Annotated in this window: 16 protein-coding genes; 9 read left to right on the forward strand and 7 right to left on the reverse strand. The window is 24.5% G+C overall.

The annotated features are described in order from the left end of the window. Positions 1-273 precede the first annotated feature (273 nt). Both AAHM89_RS02880 and AAHM89_RS02885 read left to right on the forward strand, forming a co-directional pair. The gene (locus AAHM89_RS02880; RefSeq protein ID WP_342266903.1) at positions 274-5,001 is read left to right on the forward strand and encodes an ABC transporter permease; all 4,728 of its coding nucleotides are present in this window, start codon (positions 274-276) and stop codon (positions 4,999-5,001) included. A gap of 162 nt (positions 5,002-5,163) precedes the next feature. Beyond that, positions 5,164-6,141: an ankyrin repeat domain-containing protein gene (locus AAHM89_RS02885; RefSeq protein WP_342266904.1), complete on the forward strand. Its 978-nt coding sequence runs from the start codon at positions 5,164-5,166 to the stop codon at positions 6,139-6,141. Positions 6,142-6,446: 305 nt separating this feature from the next. On the opposite strand, the gene AAHM89_RS02890 is transcribed toward AAHM89_RS02885, so the two are convergent. The 3 genes from AAHM89_RS02890 to AAHM89_RS02900 are packed head-to-tail and all read right to left on the reverse strand — an operon-like array spanning position 6,447 to position 7,299. Then, positions 6,447-6,854 carry a transposase family protein gene (locus tag AAHM89_RS02890; protein WP_342266905.1) on the reverse strand — a complete coding sequence of 136 codons (408 nt, stop codon included), beginning with the start codon at positions 6,852-6,854 and terminating at the stop codon, positions 6,447-6,449. Positions 6,855-6,877: 23 nt separating this feature from the next. Then, complete coding sequence (locus AAHM89_RS02895) at positions 6,878-7,093, reverse strand: hypothetical protein (RefSeq protein ID WP_339047170.1); 216 nt, start codon at positions 7,091-7,093, stop codon at positions 6,878-6,880. Next, positions 7,036-7,299, reverse strand: a complete 264-nt coding sequence (locus AAHM89_RS02900) for a hypothetical protein (RefSeq protein ID WP_342265907.1) — start codon at positions 7,297-7,299, stop codon at positions 7,036-7,038. Before AAHM89_RS02900 ends, AAHM89_RS02895 begins: the two co-directional genes overlap by 58 nt. A 222-nt stretch (positions 7,300-7,521) precedes the next feature. On the opposite strand from AAHM89_RS02900, the gene ftsY reads away from it, so the two are divergent. The 6 genes from ftsY (at position 7,522) to AAHM89_RS02930 (ending at position 12,549) form a co-directional block, all read left to right on the forward strand. Beyond that, the gene (gene ftsY / locus AAHM89_RS02905; RefSeq protein WP_252319004.1) at positions 7,522-8,505 is read left to right on the forward strand and encodes a signal recognition particle-docking protein FtsY; all 984 of its coding nucleotides are present in this window, start codon (positions 7,522-7,524) and stop codon (positions 8,503-8,505) included. After that, positions 8,492-8,812 carry a YlxM family DNA-binding protein gene (gene ylxM / locus AAHM89_RS02910; protein ID WP_233214991.1) on the forward strand — a complete coding sequence of 107 codons (321 nt, stop codon included), beginning with the start codon at positions 8,492-8,494 and terminating at the stop codon, positions 8,810-8,812. Before ftsY ends, ylxM begins: the two co-directional genes overlap by 14 nt. Positions 8,813-8,827: 15 nt before the next feature. Then, entirely contained in the window at positions 8,828-9,655 is an 828-nt protein-coding gene (locus AAHM89_RS02915) for a TIGR00282 family metallophosphoesterase (RefSeq protein WP_174480992.1), read from the forward strand. 135 nt (positions 9,656-9,790) lie between these two features. Beyond that, a complete protein-coding gene (locus AAHM89_RS02920; protein WP_342266906.1) occupies positions 9,791-10,672 on the forward strand; it encodes an alpha/beta fold hydrolase in 882 nt (293 codons plus the stop codon). A gap of 11 nt (positions 10,673-10,683) precedes the next feature. Continuing rightward, positions 10,684-11,859 carry a methionine adenosyltransferase gene (gene metK / locus AAHM89_RS02925; RefSeq protein ID WP_425289697.1) on the forward strand — a complete coding sequence of 392 codons (1,176 nt, stop codon included), beginning with the start codon at positions 10,684-10,686 and terminating at the stop codon, positions 11,857-11,859. Between the two features lie 18 nt (positions 11,860-11,877). Continuing rightward, positions 11,878-12,549 carry a copper homeostasis protein CutC gene (locus tag AAHM89_RS02930; RefSeq protein WP_342266908.1) on the forward strand — a complete coding sequence of 224 codons (672 nt, stop codon included), beginning with the start codon at positions 11,878-11,880 and terminating at the stop codon, positions 12,547-12,549. 56 nt (positions 12,550-12,605) lie between these two features. Here AAHM89_RS02930 and AAHM89_RS02935 read toward each other — a convergent pair whose 3' ends face one another. Then, a complete protein-coding gene (locus AAHM89_RS02935; RefSeq protein WP_342266909.1) occupies positions 12,606-13,355 on the reverse strand; it encodes an ankyrin repeat domain-containing protein in 750 nt (249 codons plus the stop codon). Positions 13,356-13,671: 316 nt separating this feature from the next. Here AAHM89_RS02935 and AAHM89_RS02940 point away from each other — a divergent pair, with 316 nt between their 5' ends. After that, the gene (locus AAHM89_RS02940; RefSeq protein ID WP_342266910.1) at positions 13,672-14,712 is read left to right on the forward strand and encodes a hypothetical protein; all 1,041 of its coding nucleotides are present in this window, start codon (positions 13,672-13,674) and stop codon (positions 14,710-14,712) included. Between the two features lie 60 nt (positions 14,713-14,772). Here the strand turns inward: AAHM89_RS02940 and AAHM89_RS02945 are convergent, their stop codons facing one another. From AAHM89_RS02945 to AAHM89_RS02955, 3 genes are all read right to left on the reverse strand, one after another. Further along, positions 14,773-15,744: a 3'-5' exoribonuclease YhaM family protein gene (locus AAHM89_RS02945; protein WP_338957759.1), complete on the reverse strand. Its 972-nt coding sequence runs from the start codon at positions 15,742-15,744 to the stop codon at positions 14,773-14,775. Positions 15,745-15,758: 14 nt separating this feature from the next. After that, positions 15,759-17,441 carry a phospho-sugar mutase gene (locus tag AAHM89_RS02950; protein WP_342266911.1) on the reverse strand — a complete coding sequence of 561 codons (1,683 nt, stop codon included), beginning with the start codon at positions 17,439-17,441 and terminating at the stop codon, positions 15,759-15,761. 168 nt (positions 17,442-17,609) lie between these two features. Continuing rightward, complete coding sequence (locus AAHM89_RS02955) at positions 17,610-17,921, reverse strand: hypothetical protein (RefSeq protein ID WP_342266912.1); 312 nt, start codon at positions 17,919-17,921, stop codon at positions 17,610-17,612. Between the last annotated feature and the right edge of the window lie 107 nt (positions 17,922-18,028).

The following is an 18,028-nucleotide window of genomic DNA, read 5'->3' on the forward strand; positions in this document are numbered from 1 at the left end:
GTCAATTTTATTTTATTAAAATTTAATACATTTAACTCTGAAAATAATTAAATTCATTTCTTACAAATTGTATCATTAGTTATTTTAATTTTAAAATTTATTTAAATAAACAATTTAAATATGGTAATATATCAAACAGAGAAAAATTAAACATTATTTTAAAATTATCCTATATATTAATTTTGTATAAGTGTGATATTATTAATCCATATGTGAACTTAATAATTAAAATTAAATGCAAAATTTTAATTTCAGGAATTAGGGAGAACTGTAATGGCAAGGTTAAATAAACGCGAAAAAGCGAATAATAAAAAAATGGTGTCTACTAATAAAAAAACAAAAAAAAGTTTATTTAAGAATGCGTTACTATTAAAGCAGACTTTAGTTGCTACATGAAAAAGTAAATTACAATTAGTTATTTTATTATTACTTACTGCTTTTGCAACTTCGTTGGTTACTGGAAGTTGAATTTCGTACGTTAGAATGATTGAAGGAAGCAATCAATTAGGATTAAATGATCTTAAGTTTGATGCTGTTTTACCTTATTCACCAGTGTCGCAAGGTATTAAACAAATTGCTAATCAAGCTTTTAGTTTAAAGTTAGGTCGATTTTATGTTCAAAATGGAACTGATAGTAAAAGTACTAAAGCGCTTTATTTTGATGATACAAAAATAGGCACAGATCAAGAAATCCTACCAATCACTAAAGATAACTTAACTATTGATTATACTCGTGATAATACAGGTAATATTACTGGGTTTAATGATATAAGATGAACAAACCCAGATAATCCTTTATTTTTTAATTTGAATAATAATAATGTTAAAGCAAGCATCTATGGTCAATTATTATTAAAGTCAAAAAATGCTGCTAATGAGAATTTAAAAAACCATTTTAAAACAGCAGCAGATGATTTATATCGTGATGTTTTTTTAAAAAAAACAGCACCCAATATTCTTCAATCTATTAATACTTTTATTAAGGAATGGATTACAAAACATTCAACAGATCCGATATTAAAGGAGACTGATAATGATAAAGTTACCACTTGAATTTTAGAAAATAAAATAAATTTTAGATCTTCTTCTAATGATGCTACTATTCCTGATAGTGTTAATTTACAAGATCAAACAGAAAGAAATGAACTTTTTATTAAAGTAGTTAAGGAAACTGAACCTGATCCAAGATTAGATAATGATTATGGTATGAATGGTCAATGAATGAGAATTTATCGTAATTTTTCTGCAACAGAATCTGATAGTAACATTTATACTAATTTTACTAATACTTCTATTGGTTATCATTCACCTTTTAACTATAATATGATTAGTGATGGCACTGAAAGAGACGCTTTTTCTTCATATTTAATTCGTGCGGTTGCAGCATTACAAATGCGTGATTTATATGTTCGTAATCAATTTACTGCCAGTGTTGGAGTAATTAATAATACTCAAATTAATACTAAAATTATTGATATTGGTTTACCTAATGCTTTAAATCATACTAATCTAAAAGTATTTGAAGGTGTTGCACCAACAAGTAAAAATGAAATAGTTATTACGCCACAATATGCAAGAAAAAATAAAAGTAATAAAGCGTATAAACCAGGCGATCATATTAATATTAATGGTACTGACTTTATTGTTAGTGGTATTGGTGGTGATGCTTATGATATTTATCCAACGATTAGTGACTTAGATCCAATTCCCAATACAAGAACTGAATTTATTGCTTATGTTACACCTTCAGCATGAAATGATGGAAATTGATATAAGACAGCAGATAAAACTGATAATACTTTAATGTATTTTACAAAATGAAATAATGTTCCTAAAAATAGTATTCATGAATTTGATGTTGATTTATTTAATGATTTTTTTCAAAAAACAATATTTAGTGATAATGGTGTTAGTGATTTAAATCAATATGATTATAATAAGTATTTAGTTGAGAAATATGGTAATACAGTTTCAACACCACAATCGTCTTCTACATACCTTATTAATCCAAATCCTGTAGTTACAAGTAGTAATAGTCAGTTTTCGCTTTATAATAGTAAAGAAAAGATATTTAATTCAGCAATAATTGGATTTTTATTTGCAGCAATAGCAGGAGTATTATTTTTACTAACGGTTGTTATTTTTATTACTACTTTAATTGTTAAAAAAGCAATCCAACATGGACAAGTTTCAATGGGTATTTTAAAATCAATAGGTTATAAAACATGAAAAATTACGATTTCTTATTTGGCATATCCATTATTAACACTATTAATTGCAATTCCAATTGGCTGAATTGTTGGTCTTGTAATTCAGGTATATTTAACTGAGATTTTTAATACTTTATTTGTTTTACCATATAATGTTTTTAACTTTGATGTTGTTCCATTATTTATTTCAATTGTTTTAATTATTGGTTTTATTTCAATTGTTACTTTATTAACTGCCTTTCGTCTTTTAAAACGTGATCCTTTATTTTTAATTAAAAAAGATAGTGATTTAGCTTTAGGTGTTCCTAAAAGTAGAACTAGCAAGTTTTTACAAAATAATTTTCGTCTTCGTTTTTTATTATCGTTATCAAAAACTAGTTGAAAAAAAATTTTAGTTACTTCAGGAGTTATTACTTTAGCTTCACTTTCAATTGTAGCAACAACACTAGTTCCTGCCACTATTAATAGTTTAAAAGTTAATTATTTCAAAACTCAAAAATATAAAAATTATTATGAGTATCAAACACCAATGCCGAATATGCCAATGAGTAAATATGGATTATATTCATGAGATTTTTTTAATCGACCAAGCGGTGAGAAATATTATCCAACTTATGGTGCTATGCCTTGACCTGAAGATAAAATTGTTTATGATGAGAAAAAGGCACGTGTTGGATGATATAATCCATTATTGTTTAAAAAAGAAAAATTAACTAATAATTTTGCTGATATTTTTACTTTTGATTCATCTTTTCCTGAATCTGAAAGAGCAGAGTTTATAAAAAAAATGTTCTCTTATTATCAAGAACAATCAACAGGGACATTAGATCTTAATGATTTAGTTTGATCATATAGTTGATTAGGTGGCAAAGCTTTTAGTAATCAGTTAATAACTGATTTAAGTAAAGAAGATAATACACCATCAAAAATATTTTCATATAATATTGTTAATTTTGCAAGTGGCCAATTACCTAATATTTTGCAAGTTCCCAATCCTGGAGTGCCACCTGGTCCAGAGGCAATTAAAGAAATTTTAAAGCAAGTATTACCAGGCTTTGTTCGTCAGAGTATTGATAGTTTGCCAAGACCTAATATTAAAGAAGATCCTTATGATTATTTTAGTATTGGTCATAATACTATTGCTTTTAATCCAAAAACTATTAATAATGGTGATATTAATGGACCAGATGAAGAATTAGTAACACAGTTTAAAGTTGGTGTTGATGAAAGTACAAAAATTGCTAAAAAAGAACTAATGGATGTTATTGGTATTAATCCCAATACTGCGATGTTGGTATTAAAAAATGATGAAGTTAAAGCTTTAAAATATAATGCTAATGCTAATGCTATTCCAATGGTTATCAATCGTGCTTTTCAATCTAAATTTGGATTAGATGTTGGTTCACAATTTAGTGGTGTACCACAAGTTAATACTCTATGTTATAAAAATATTGATGGTAAAAGTATTCCTTTACCAAAAGAAAATTGATATTACGGTGAAACACCACCAACAGATTGTTATACTACAAATGGTGGCATTTGATCAAAAAGTGGAACAAAATGAAATTATCGTGGTGATCAAAAAATAAAATTATCTGATAATAGTAAAGAATATAGTGATATCCACGGCACTAGGTATAATGGTATGTATGATGAAAAAGGACAACCAATTATAAATAATGAACCTATTACTTGAAATAATGTTAATGATATTTGATTAAAATTGCCTTCTGATATTAGTGATAGTGCTAGAAGTGGTAAAATTCCAACAGCTGATAATGCTAAAACAATTGATTTTGATTTATCACGTATTTCCGATTCAACAGGTGAATGAATTAGACCTTTTTCATATGATTTGGTAAAGCCATATAATGGATTTGATCCTAAAGATCCATTAAGTATTTTATTAAACCGCCCAGCAGAATGATTTATGGGAATGGTTAATAATAATATTTTAACTAAAGAAAATAATATTAATGCTGATAGTTTACAAGCAGATATTAAAAATAACATGCCAACATGATGAAAAAATATTACGGGTGATGATAATCCACTTCATACATATCAAGTTGTGGGAATTCAAGATTCTTATGATACTCCTAAAGCCTATGTTGATCAAAAATGAGCTAATGAAATTATGGGTTATAGTTATATTGATGATAATCCTTATTATTCAGGAACGGATGTATTTCAATGATTTAATGGTAAGTTAAGTGCTAATGCTAATGTTTTTGATTTAATTGGAAGAATGAGTTTTAAATCAAATTTAGATGATTATACTATTTATGCAACTACTAGTTTAAGTGGTAATCAAAATATACCAATGGTCAAAAAAAATTATTTATTATCAAGACAACAAGCAATGCTTACTAAAATGTCAGATATTGCTTTCAGTGCTAGTGCTTTATTTATTGTGACAACGATTATTTGTTCAATATTAATTGTTATTATGATTACTGATTTATTTACCGATCAATTTCGTCGTTTTATGGCTCATATGAAAGCAGAAGGATATACTAATTGAGAAATTAATTCTTTTACTTTAGGTATTTTTACACCTTGAGCATTACTTGGTTATATTGTAGGATTTGCCCTAGGTTTCCTTGCTATTTATGGTTTAATTTTTATTCTTACTAGTTTTGTTGGTGTGGCTTTACCATTTACAATAACATGATGAATATTACCAGTAAGTTTTACCATAATTGGTGGTATATATATATCAACATTTATTATCAATAATCATGAATTAAATAAAATGAATTTAATTGAATTATTAAAATCTGATGAATAAAATAAAGTTCACTAAAGAATATTTGGTAAATTTAAATATTTAAATTTACCAAATTAATAGTCAAATATGTATACTTTATTTGAAAACTAAATATAGTTTTTAACTCATTACTTTATTTTAAAGTAAATGGGTTTTTTATTTTGAAAGGAGAAAAAAAGAATTTTGAAAGATGAATCATTAATTTCTAATTATTATGATATATTAAATGTATTACCAACAGCATCAGTAGCAGAAATTAAAAAAAAATTCAAACAGACTGCTCTAAAAACTCATCCAGATAAAAATAATAATCCTCAATCAAAACTTAAAATGCAAGAATTGAATGAAGCAAAAAGAATATTAACGGATGAAAACTTAAGAAAAGTTTTTGATCAAAAACTTTTTATTTACTTTTTACAAAATGGTAATAATAAGGAAGTTATTTATTTTCTTACTAATAAAATAAATAATTTAAATATAAATGAAAAAGATAATTCTGGTAATACTCCTTTACATTATGCATGTTTTCATAATTTTTTAGAAGCTGCAGATCTATTAATTAAATATGGCGTTAATATAAATGCCAAAAATAATAGAGATAATACTCCTTTACATTATGCTATAATGGGTAATGCTGATTTAAAATTTATTAATTTATTAATTGATAAAGGTGCTAATTTTATTGAGAAAGATAAAATGGGTAATGATAGTTTATCTTTTGTCAAAGATTTTTCAAAAGATAAGAAAGTTTCTAAATTTTTTTTTAAAAAAATGAAAAAAATAAGAATAAAACAAAATCAACAAATCTTATTAAATATAACTAAAAGAATTACTAATATTGAAAGAGAAATTACCAATATTGAAAGAGATATTGCACATTTTGAACAGAAAAAAATAAATTCAGTATTAAATTATATTATTATTATTTTTACTTTTGGTTGTGTTAATAAGAACAAAGATATAAATAAGGATATTTTAATTAAGACTGATCAACTTAAAAATTTATTATTAGAAAAAGAAATTGCTAATAATGAGAAACATGTATTTAAAGAAAAAATAAACCGGTTAAATTTTAATAAAACTAAAAAAATAAATGCAATGGATTTACAAAATCAACCTTCAACAAGTGGATATAACACATCAAATTCATCATGTATTTAATAAAACAAGTTAAAAAGATTGCTTTTGCAATCTTTTATTTTTAGCTAAAATCAAGAAAAAATGATTGATATTTTTTAGATTTATTATTAAATTAAAATATAATGGACATATTCCGTAATTAAATTTAATTAATTGTCAATAAAATTGTTTTAAAACTATTTAGTGTTATTGAATATAGAAATAAATATTTTTTGAAAAAATAGTTTAAAAAATGAGTTTACATTTTAAACAAAAAATTGTTAATAATATTTTTATATTAACTCGATAAAAATTTAAATTTTAAAAAAATATTTTTAATATTTTTTTTATTTTAATGGTTTTATTTTATTAAAAATTTCACAAAGTAAGTTAAATCTTAAGTACATAAGTCTAAATTTAGATTTTCTACATTTATTTACTAAAATTTTGAATCTTTTCAATCAAGCAAAGACATGTTCAACTTTAATTCTAATTTTAGATACAATCTTATTGTATTTTCTTTCTTGTTTAGTTAATTTTTTATTTTTAGTTCTTTTAATTGGTATTATTGTATTTTTATAAATATTTTGTATACCTTGATATCCTAAATCACCAATAATTATTGTTTTTTCTGAAAATTCAAGATTTGAATTTTTTAATATTTGAAAATCATGCACTTTACCATTACCAGCAAAAATATCAACAATTTTTTTATTAAAAAAATCATATACAATTTGAAATTTTATAGAATACATTCAACTTTTACCAGAAAAATATTCTAACTGTAGTTTTTTTTAGTTGGTCTTTCAATTTCAATCTCAGTTGAATCAATTAAATAAAATTGAAATTCATTTGAATTTTCTTGTTTTTTATCAATTTTTAATTTATATCTTTCTTTTAAAAATTGGTAATCTTTGTGGTTACTAAGTTTATTTTCTACTCAAGTAATATTTCGAAAACAACTTGATGGGCTCATTTTAGATTTAATACTCATTTGAAAAAAGTATAATATTCTTTTCAGTATAATAAAGTCATCATTAATCTTTCTTCTACTGAAAGTTTATTTTTTCGACCTTTATTTTTTTCTAATTTTTCTATTTCAATTAATTTTTCTAACATTTCATTAAAATGAAAACGTTTTATACCAAAATATCTGTAAAATTCTTCATTTTTTAATTTTTTTAAATTTTCAAAAATCATTTTTATCAACACTTTTCTAAATTTATTGTTAATAACAAAATTATAAAATAAATTTTAAAATTATTAATTGACTTTTAAAAAATTTAATTACGGAATATGTCTAATAAATTACTTATTAAATAAAACTTTTAAATCGTACTATTAATATTTTAATAAAATTAAAGTATTAATGTCATAAATAACTAGTTATTTATTGGTATAATAAACAATGTAGGTGAAAATATGGCATTTTTTAAAAATTTAAAGACAAAATTATTTGGTCAAAAGACAACTAAATATGATCAGGGCCTTAAAAAGTCAAGAACATTATTTGCATCTAAAATTAAAGCATTAGCAGCGCGTTATCATCAACTTGATGAACAATATTTTGAAGAATTAACTGAAGTATTAATTTTAGCAGATGTTGGATACAAAATGGCAGAAACTATTACTGATGAAATTCGTCATGAAGCTAAAATCCAAAAATTAACAAAACCAAAAGATATTAATGATATTATTATTGATAAAATGTTTGTTATTTATACTGATGGTCAGTTGGTTTCTACAAGATTAAATTTTAGTAGTAATAATATTTCGTTATTTTTAGTTGTTGGTGTTAATGGTAATGGTAAGACAACATCAGCAGCTAAATTAGCAGCTAAATTAAAAACACAAGGTAAAAAACCAATTCTAGTTGCTGCAGATACTTTTCGTGCTGGTGCAGTTGAACAATTGCAAATTTGAGCAGAAAGAATTGGTATTCCTTGTTATTTAGGAACACCAAAGCAAGATCCAGCTAGTGTTGTTTATGCTGGAATTGAAGCAGCTAAATCTGAAGGTTGTGATGTTATTATTGTTGATACAGCAGGGAGATTAGAAAATAAAGTTAATTTGATGCAGGAGTTAAAAAAGATTAATAAAATTATTACTCAGAAATTAGGACATGAAGCTAATGAAACATTGTTAGTAATTGATGGTACAACTGGACAAAATGGTATTAATCAAGCGCAAGAATTTATGAAAATTGTTTCTTTGACTGGCATTATTTTAACAAAAATGGATGGCACTGCTAAAGGTGGCATTATTCTTGCTATTAAGGAAGAATTAGATATTCCTGTTAAATTAATGGGTTTTGGTGAAGGTATTAATGACTTGGAAGAGTTTGATTTAGATAAGTATATTTTTAGTTTAACAAGTGATTTGTTTGTGGAGTATGAAAATGAATAGTTTAGAAAAACAAGTTTTATATTATAGTTTATTTGCTTTTTATAATACATTATTAACAGCAAAACAAAAACAATATTTTACAAATTACTTTATTGAGAATTTATCTTTACAAGAAATCGCTGATTTACAAAAAGTATCACGAACGGCTGTTCATGATAGTCTACAAAAAGTTATTATTTTATTAAATAAATATGAAAGTAAGTTGCATCTTTATGAAAAATATAAACAACGACAAGTAATATATGAAAAATATACGGAAAAGTATAATTTTATTAAAGTTTTACAAGAAATTGATAAAATAGAATAAAGCAGGTGGAAATTAATGAAAATTTTAATAATTGGTGATATTTACAGTATTGTTGGTAGACAAATGGTTAAATATTGAATTCCTAAAATAAAAAAGGAATATGAAAATCAATTTAAGATTGATTTAGTAGTTGCGAATGGTGAAAATACTACTCATGGTAAATCATTATGTAAAAAACACTATGATGAATTAAAAAATGCTGGTATTGATATTATTACTACCGGTAATCATATTTTTGGTCATCCTGATGTTGCTAAGTATATTAATACAACTCCCGATTTATTGCGTCCTTTAAATTATAATCCTTATCATCCAGGTAATGGTACAATTTTAGTTAAAGTTGGTAATAAAAAAGTACGTGTAACAAACTTAATTGGTCGTACTTTCATGGATAAATCTGATAATCCTTATTTTGCTCTTGAACAACTTATTACGATTGATAAACAAAATAGTGAAGAAAAAAGTGACATTCATATTATTGATTTTCATGCTGAAGCAACAGCGGAAAAGTTATCTTTTGCTTGAAATTTTGATGGTCAAGTTACTTGTGTGGTAGGAACTCATACTCATGTTCAAACAGCAGATAATCGTTTATTACCAAAAGGTACTGCTTTTATTAGTGATGTTGGAATGACAGGTCCGTTTTATTCTATTATTGGTGCTAAAGCTGAAGAAGTTATTATTCGTGATAAAAAAAGTATGCCGGCAAAATTTAGTCCAGCTGATGGTGAAGGTCAATTTTCAGCTGTTTTATTAACTATTAATGATGAGACAAATAAAGCACAAAAAATTGAACGTATTTTTATTCATCCACAAGCACCTAATTTTAAAATTTACGAATAATTATAAATATAGGAAGGGACTAACTTTAACATGATATGAAACAATGCTAATTTTTTTACTGATAAAAATGGTTTATATTCGATTTTAATTGGGATTAGTATATTAATTATTTTAATAATTTTAAGAATTTTATTAATGGCAAAAATTAAAGATAATGTTCATGTACAACAAGCTGCTGAAATACGAGAAAAGGTAATTATTTTACGTGATGGTTATGAAGTAAAATTATTTAAGCAAATGGTTGATAAAAGTACAGTCATTATTATTGGTGCTCATGGTTTGCAAGGTCAAAAAGATGATTTTAAATTATTAAGTTCTTTTTGTAAAAAATCACAACTATCTTTAATTACTTATGATCGAAGAGGTAATGGTAAAAATGGACAAGATTGAAAATTTAAATCATTAGGTACTGATATTAATGATTTAAAAGATATAATAAGTGCAGTAAAATCTAAATATCCTAATCAAAAAATTATTGTTTTTGGTGAATCATTAGGCGCAGCTATTGCTAGTCATGCTGTTAAAAATAATTCACAAGTATCAGCATTAATTACTAGTAATTTAGTAACTAAAAAAAATCTTTATCAATTTTCATTAAGTTTTATTATTTGTTTTTGTTTTGCTTTTATTTTTAATTCTAATATTCAAATGCCAATCTATGTTGAAAATCAAGATATTTCTAGTAATAATGCTCATATTACTAATATAAATCAAAGATATAGTAATCGTCAAAATTGATCATTACGTTTTTTACTACAATTTAAAAAAATTAATAAAAAAAGTATAATGGAAATTAGTAATTCAAAACTTCCAACGTTAATCTTGCAAAGTGCTGATGATGTATTTAGTGATTTTCATCAACTTAAAATTAATAAAAAATATTGGAAGAAACATCATAGTTATGTTTTTATTTTTGATGGTAAACATGCTTTAATTAATGAACCTAATATTAAAGATATATTTGATAATGAAATTATGCCATGAATTACAAAAAAAATTTTACTTGAGAAAGGTTAAAAAATATGAAATTAATACCTAATATTACCCATCCTCTTTTTACTAGTGAGTCTGTTGCTCCTGGTCATCCTGATAAGATTTGCGATCAAATTGCTGATGCAATTTTAGATGCTTTTTTAAAACAAGATCCACATGCCAAAGTAGCATGTGAGGTTTTTATTACTACAAATTTTGTTTTAATTGGTGGTGAAGTTCATAGTCATGCTCAAGTTGATTATCAAGCAATTGCGCGAAAAGTTATTACTGAAATTGGTTATATAAATGATGAAATTGGATTTAATGGTTTTACTTGTGAAATTAAAGTGTTAATTCATGAACAATCACCTGATATTTTACAAGGTGTTGAATTAAAAAATCATCAAATTGGTGCTGGTGATCAAGGAATAATGTTTGGTTATGCATGTCAACAAACATCAGAATATATGCCATTAGCAATTGTTTTAGCACATGAATTAATTAAACGAGCTACAAAATTACGAAAGGAAAAAAAATTTAAGTATGCACTTCTTGATATGAAAGCGCAAGTTACTATTGATCAAGAAGACCCTAAAAATTTAAAAATACATACTATTTTAATGAGCATTCAACATCAAGCAAATTATGATGAAAAACAATTTAAAATATTTATTCATAAAGAAATTATGCAATATATTGCTAATAAATATCATTTAAATATTGATTTTAAATATTTAATTAATCCAACTGGTAAATTTGTAATTGGTGGACCTGCTGGTGATACTGGTTTAACAGGAAGAAAATTAATGGTTGATACTTATGGTGGAGCTGCTTGTCATGGTGGGGGAGCTTTTTCAGGAAAAGATCCCACTAAAGTTGATAGAACGGGTGCTTATTATGCTAGGTATATTGCTAAAAATATTGTTGCTGCTAACTTAGCAAAGATTTGTGAAGTACAATTAGCTTATGCAATTGGAACTCCTGAACCAATTGCAATATTTGTTAATACTCATCAAACTATTATTTCCGGTTTAACAGAGGCAAAATTAACAGAAATAATTTATCAAGTCTTTGATTGTTCTGCTAGTGCTATGATTGATAAATTAGAGTTATTTAAACAAAATTATCAACAATTATCAACTTATGGTCATTTTGGTAGAAATGATTTACAATTACCTTGAGAGAAATTAGATAAAGTTAGTTTATTGAAAACTTATTTATCAAAAAAATAAGATGGGGAGAGATATTTTATGTTTTTAGAAGTAATAGCTACATCTTTAAAAGATATAGAAAAAATTAATAATTCTTTAGCTAATCAAGTTGAGCTTTGTACTGCTATGGAATTTGGTGGTTATACTCCAAATTATGAATTGATTGCTGAAGCATGTAAAATTTCATTGAAACCAGTAATGGTTATGGTTAGAAATAATAATAATAATGGTTTTAATATTACTGATAATGATTTTAAAATCTTTAAAAGAGATATTGAATTTATTAAAACAACTCATGCATCAGGTATTGTTTGTGGTATTTTAACTAAAGATAATAATATTGATGTTGAAAGAATGAGTGAAATTATTAAATTAGCAAAGCCTTTAAAAATAACTTTTCATCGTGCTTTTGATGAAATTTTTAATAAAAAACAAGCTTTAGAACAGTTAGTAAAATTAGGTGTTACTACAGTTTTAACTTCTGGTGGTCAAGATAATATTGTAAATAATATTAATAAATTTAAAGAATTAAAGAAATTAAATTTACCAATAAAAATTCTTGCTGGTGGTGGAGTTAATTTAGAAAATGTTAATGTTTTATTAAAAAATGGTATTAATGATATTCACGTTGGAAAATGTGTGCACGAAGATAATAATTTTAATAATCCTATTAATTATCAATTAATTAATAATATTAAAAATATGGCATAAATAATAAAAAGTTTTATAATAGATAAGATTAAACATTTAACAAGGTTACTGTTCTTTTAATACAAAAGAACAGTAACCTTTATTGATGGTTTATTATTATAATTAGTTGCATTGATTTCATTTTTATTAAATTCTAAAGAACATTGCTTTGTTAAAATTTTTTCTATTTTTGTATGTTTTTGTTTTTGTGCTCTTATTAAAGCAGTTTCACCACGTAAATTTATTTGATTAATATCAGCACCATTGGCTATTAATAAATCAACTACATTTAAATGGCCATTTTTAGCGGCCTTTGTTAAAGCAGTATTGCCAAATTTTGTTTTATGATTAACATTAGCACCGTTTGTTATTAAAAGATTAACTATTTTTGTGTGACCTTGTTCAGCAGCTAGTGTTAAAGCAGTATGATCACCATTGATTTCATTTTTATGATTAACATTAGCACCGTTTGTTATTAAAAGATTAACTATTTCTGTGTGACCTTGTTCAGCAGCTAATAATAAAGCTGTATCATCATTTTTGTTTATATAATTAATGTTAGTACCATTTGTTATTAAAAGATTAACTATTTCTGTGTGACCTTGTTCGGCAGCTAACATTAAAGCAGTATCTTTTGTACTATTTATATGATTGATATCAGTATTATTTTCTATTAAAAATTGAACTATTTCAATGTGACCATAATCAGCGGCTGTTATTAAGGCACCCTCCATATCGAACTTATTGTTATCAGGATTAAGTAGTAAAGTTTTAACTGTTTGTAAGTCACCTTCTTCAATAGCTGTTAAAAATTTATTTTTAGGCATTTCTTTATCTTCCTTTTCTAAATTAAAACAAAAAACCTATTTATTTTGAAATAAAGTAAATAGGTCAAAAACTTATATTAAATTTTAATAATATAATATCATATTTTCTTTACTAGTAATAGATAATTATAATTTTTAATTAAAAAATAATTTTAAAATATATAAAAAAGAAAAGAAATTTTTTAAAAAATAACTTAATTTACAAGTATTTTTGCATATTAAAGTTATATTGTAAAATATTTGGTTTTCATATATTATTAATTCAAAATCTTTATTGGTTTTTAAATTAACTTATTATTTTTAAGCGAGGTAAAAAATGAAAAACTTAGTAAAATTATTATCGATCTTAACAATATCAACACCAATACCATTATCAGTTGTTGCTTGTGATAATAACACAACACAAAAAACAAAATTAAAAGATAAAATTACTAAACTAACAACAAATATTACTGTAGATGTTAATAAAAGTAATAAAAAATTAGATACATTAATAAATAATACAATAGAAGTTAAAAACTTAAATCCAAAGTTAGGTAACCCTGTAATTAAATATTTTAGTGATAAAGAAGCTAAAAATGATATAACTGCTAAATTACAAAAAGTTGGTGATTTATATATAGTTATTACTAGCAATAGTAATGATTTGAATTATCAAGGTTCAACAGCACCAATTAAAATAAATATAAAAGAACAATCTGATAAAACTGATTTAAGTACTATTACTCAATTAACTGGTTTAGACATTATTGCTAATCCAAGTAAAAGTTATAAAGAATTAATTAGTAATATAAATAGTTTTGATGAATTTAAGTCAACACCATTAGCTGCTGGTTATCAACTTCAATTTTATAACGAAAATAATGAAGAAATAACAAACAATAAACAAGAACTTGAAAAAGTATCTAAAATAGTTGTCAAAATAAGTAGTAATTCAAATGATCCAAATTATCAAGGTTCAACAATGATTGATATAACTAAACAAACAATTATTTCAGATATTGATATGCAAAATAATTTTGCAAAGACAACTTTGCCATTCGCTTCATGAGCACCAGCAACTTCAACTAACGCAACAATGAATAAACAAGAAGCAGTAACAGATGTTATAAATAAATTAAAAAAATTACAAAAAAATTCAGAATTAGCTGTTAAAGTTTTATTAAAAGGTATGTATAAAGAAAAAATTGATTTTAATAAGCTTAGAAATGAAAATGAAATTTATGATAAAAATGAAAAGCCAGTACCTAATGATTGATTTAAAGATAAAGAATCAGATAAAGAAACAAATGTATTGATTTTTTATGGTAATACAGAAACTGGTTATTTTTATCCTATAAAAATAAATATAAATTAATTTATTAAAATTTATGATAAAAAATAAACTCTCTTTTAATTAAAAGAGAGTTTTTATTATTTAAACTTTTTTATTTTTTTCTTTTAAATTTTGATGTTTATAGAACATTCTATTTTCAATACTTGCAATACGAGCAGTTGATTCACCAACATTAATATTAACCAATGCTTCATCAATTGCATAGATCTTTGCATCTAAGTTATCTAAATGATGTAAAATTTCAGCTTCTATTGTTTTTGGTAAGACAGGTGAACCGTATTCATATTTACCATGACTAGCTAATATTAGATGCTGTAATAAAACTACGATTTCTTCGTCTAAGTTAATATTTAATTCCTTACAAGCAAGTGTAACTTGCATTGCACCTAATGAAATATGACCAATCATTTTACCTGATAGTGTATATGAACTAATAGGATTATTATTTAATTCAACCATTTTTCCATAATCATGCATAATGATTCCTGCATATAATAGTTCACTATTAATATTACGATCATTATAAAGTGCTACTACTTGTTTTGCCATTCTTAACATTGTTACTGAGTGTCATAATAAACCGCTTTGAACAGCATGATGCATTTTAACTGCTGCTGGTCACTTTTTATAATCATCAATATTTTTTTTATTAAAACATTGGATTAATACTTTTTTTAAAATTGGATTTTTAAATTCCTTTATTGTTTGACTAATTTCAGTTCATGCTTCAATAATATTAATTGGTGCTTGTGTAAGTAATAAATCATAATATTCACTAGGATTAGTAATAATAGTTCAATTATTAATTTTTAGTTGTATTTCATTATTATAATTAATGCTATTTGCTTCAATTTTAATTACTTGTCCTATTGTTAATTGTTCAATGGTTTCTTTGCTTACGTCTCAAATTCTTGCTGAAATTGTCCCAGTTTTATCTTGTAATTGTAAGTTTAAATAATTAGTATTGTTAGAAGCAACACCTTGAATTACTCGATTAATAATTACTACTAAACTTAAAACATTATTAGGTTTAATATCTTTAATTACAGTCATTTTTTAGTTCCTTTCTATCATTTTATATCTTTGATATTTAGATATTTGATAGCTAATTCTTCATACATTTTTCTCATTTTTAATTGTGCATCATTAATGGTTTTATCAACACAAACAAAATAGAATTTAATTTTTGGCTCAGTTCCACTAGGTCTAACAGCAACTCATGAACCATCACTGAAGTAAAATTTTAGTAAATTTTGTGATGGCATTCCATGTAAACCAGTTTGATAATCTTCAACTTTAATTGTTTTAATATTATTAAGTGTTGATATTTTACTAGTTCTTAATGTTTCTAACATATTATTAATAGTATTTTGTCCTGTTTTGCCTTTTAAAATAAGATTAACAGTATAACAGTAATAATATCCAAATTTTTGATAAATATTTTCTAAAACATCAACTAATGTTTTTTGTGACTTTTGATAATATCAAGCCGCTTCTGCTGCTACTATTGCTGATTGAATACCATCTTTGTCACGAGTAATATCTTTAATAACATAACCATATGCTTCTTCAAAACCAAAAACAAAGTTAATGTTACGTGCTTTTTCTTTTAGCATTTCTGCACCAATTCATTTAAAACCAGTTAACGTTTTAATAACTTGACATCCATATGATTTAGCAATCATATCAGATAAATTTGAAGTAACAAATGTATTGTACATAACAGGATTTTTTGGCGTTGTTTTATTAAGTTGATAATGGCTTAATAAATATTCTAATAAAATTGGTGCTGTTTCATTACCTGTTAATAATACATAATCATTATTATGTTTTACAGCAATACCAATGCGATCAGCATCAGGATCATTTAAAATAATTAATGGTGCATCATGTTTTTTAGCATGTTTAATTGCTAAATCAAATGTTGGTTTTACTTCGGGATTGGGCGACACTACACCTTTAAAATCAGGATCATAGTTAGCTTGCTCTGTTACTAAAATAATTTCATAACCGCATTGTTCTAAAATTGGTTTAACTCATTCACGACTAGTACCGTGTAGATTAGAAAATACAATTTTAAAGTTACGATTTTTAACTTGTGGATAAAACTGTAAATTTTTAATATCATCACGATAATTATCTTCTACTGTTGAAGGCACTTCTTTAATTAGGTTAGTATCATAATCGAATGTTAATTGAAAATCATCAGGCAATTGTTCCATTTTATTGCTAATTATATTGGTAACATTAGGAAGAAATTGACAGCCATATTGATCATAAATTTTATAACCATTATATTCAGGAGGATTATGACTGGCTGTAATAACAATTCCAGCAAGAGCATTAACTTTTCTAATACTATATGAAAGTACTGGTGTTGGTCTTAAATCATTATTTTTAAATAAAAAAACAGGAATTTTATGTTTAGCTAAAGTTTTTGCTGTTAACATTGTAAATTCTGCTGAAAAGTGACGATTATCATGAGCAATAATAACACCACGAAGTAAGTCTTTTTCAGAAAAGGCAGATTTTAAATATTGAATAAATGCGACAGTTGCCTTCATAATAATAATTTCATTAATTCTGCCGGTACCAACTCCAGTAATACCACGCATTCCAGCTGTACCAAATTCTAAAGTTGTAGTAAAAGCATCTTCAATTTCACTTTTAGACATTGTAGTTAATTGTTTTTTTAAGTGTTGCGGTAAGTTTTGCTTTTTTCAAATCTCATATGTTTTTAGTACATTCATTATTATTTCTCCTTTATAATAAAAAATTAAGTTTATAGGTAAATCATACTATAAAATAAGAAGAAAATAAATTTTAGTAGTTAATCTAAACATAAACTTTGAATTAAATAATAAAAAATAAAATTATTAAAAATTTCAATTTCAATCTTTAATAATTTTATTTTATTTTTATATTGATTGTGAATTGGTTTTATTTAGAATTGTTGTTGGTTGTTTGTCATTTTTAATAGAATTTATTGCTTTAATGTTTATTTTTTTATTTGGTTCTGAAGTTTTAATTAGTTTATATAATGGTACTTGTTTGTTATCTTTATTAAGATACTGATCACTAGTAATAGTACCAACAAGTTTTTCATTATTATTTAGTAATATTTCTGCAAGAGATGTTGTTATTGGTAATTGTGGTTTAATTTTTCTTGAATTTGTTGTTGTTTTTTCTTTTTCTGTTATAAGATTTTCTGATTTTTTACTATATAGCACTTCTAAATATCTCCTTTTTCAAATTAAAAACCTATTTACTTTTATTTTAAAGTAAATAGGTAAAAACTTATATTAATTTTAGGAAAATTATATCATAATATCTATAT

The sequence above is a fragment of the Spiroplasma endosymbiont of Villa modesta genome, from assembly GCF_964030925.1.
GTDB lineage: Bacteria > Bacillota_I > Bacilli_A > Mycoplasmatales > VBWQ01 > Spiroplasma_E.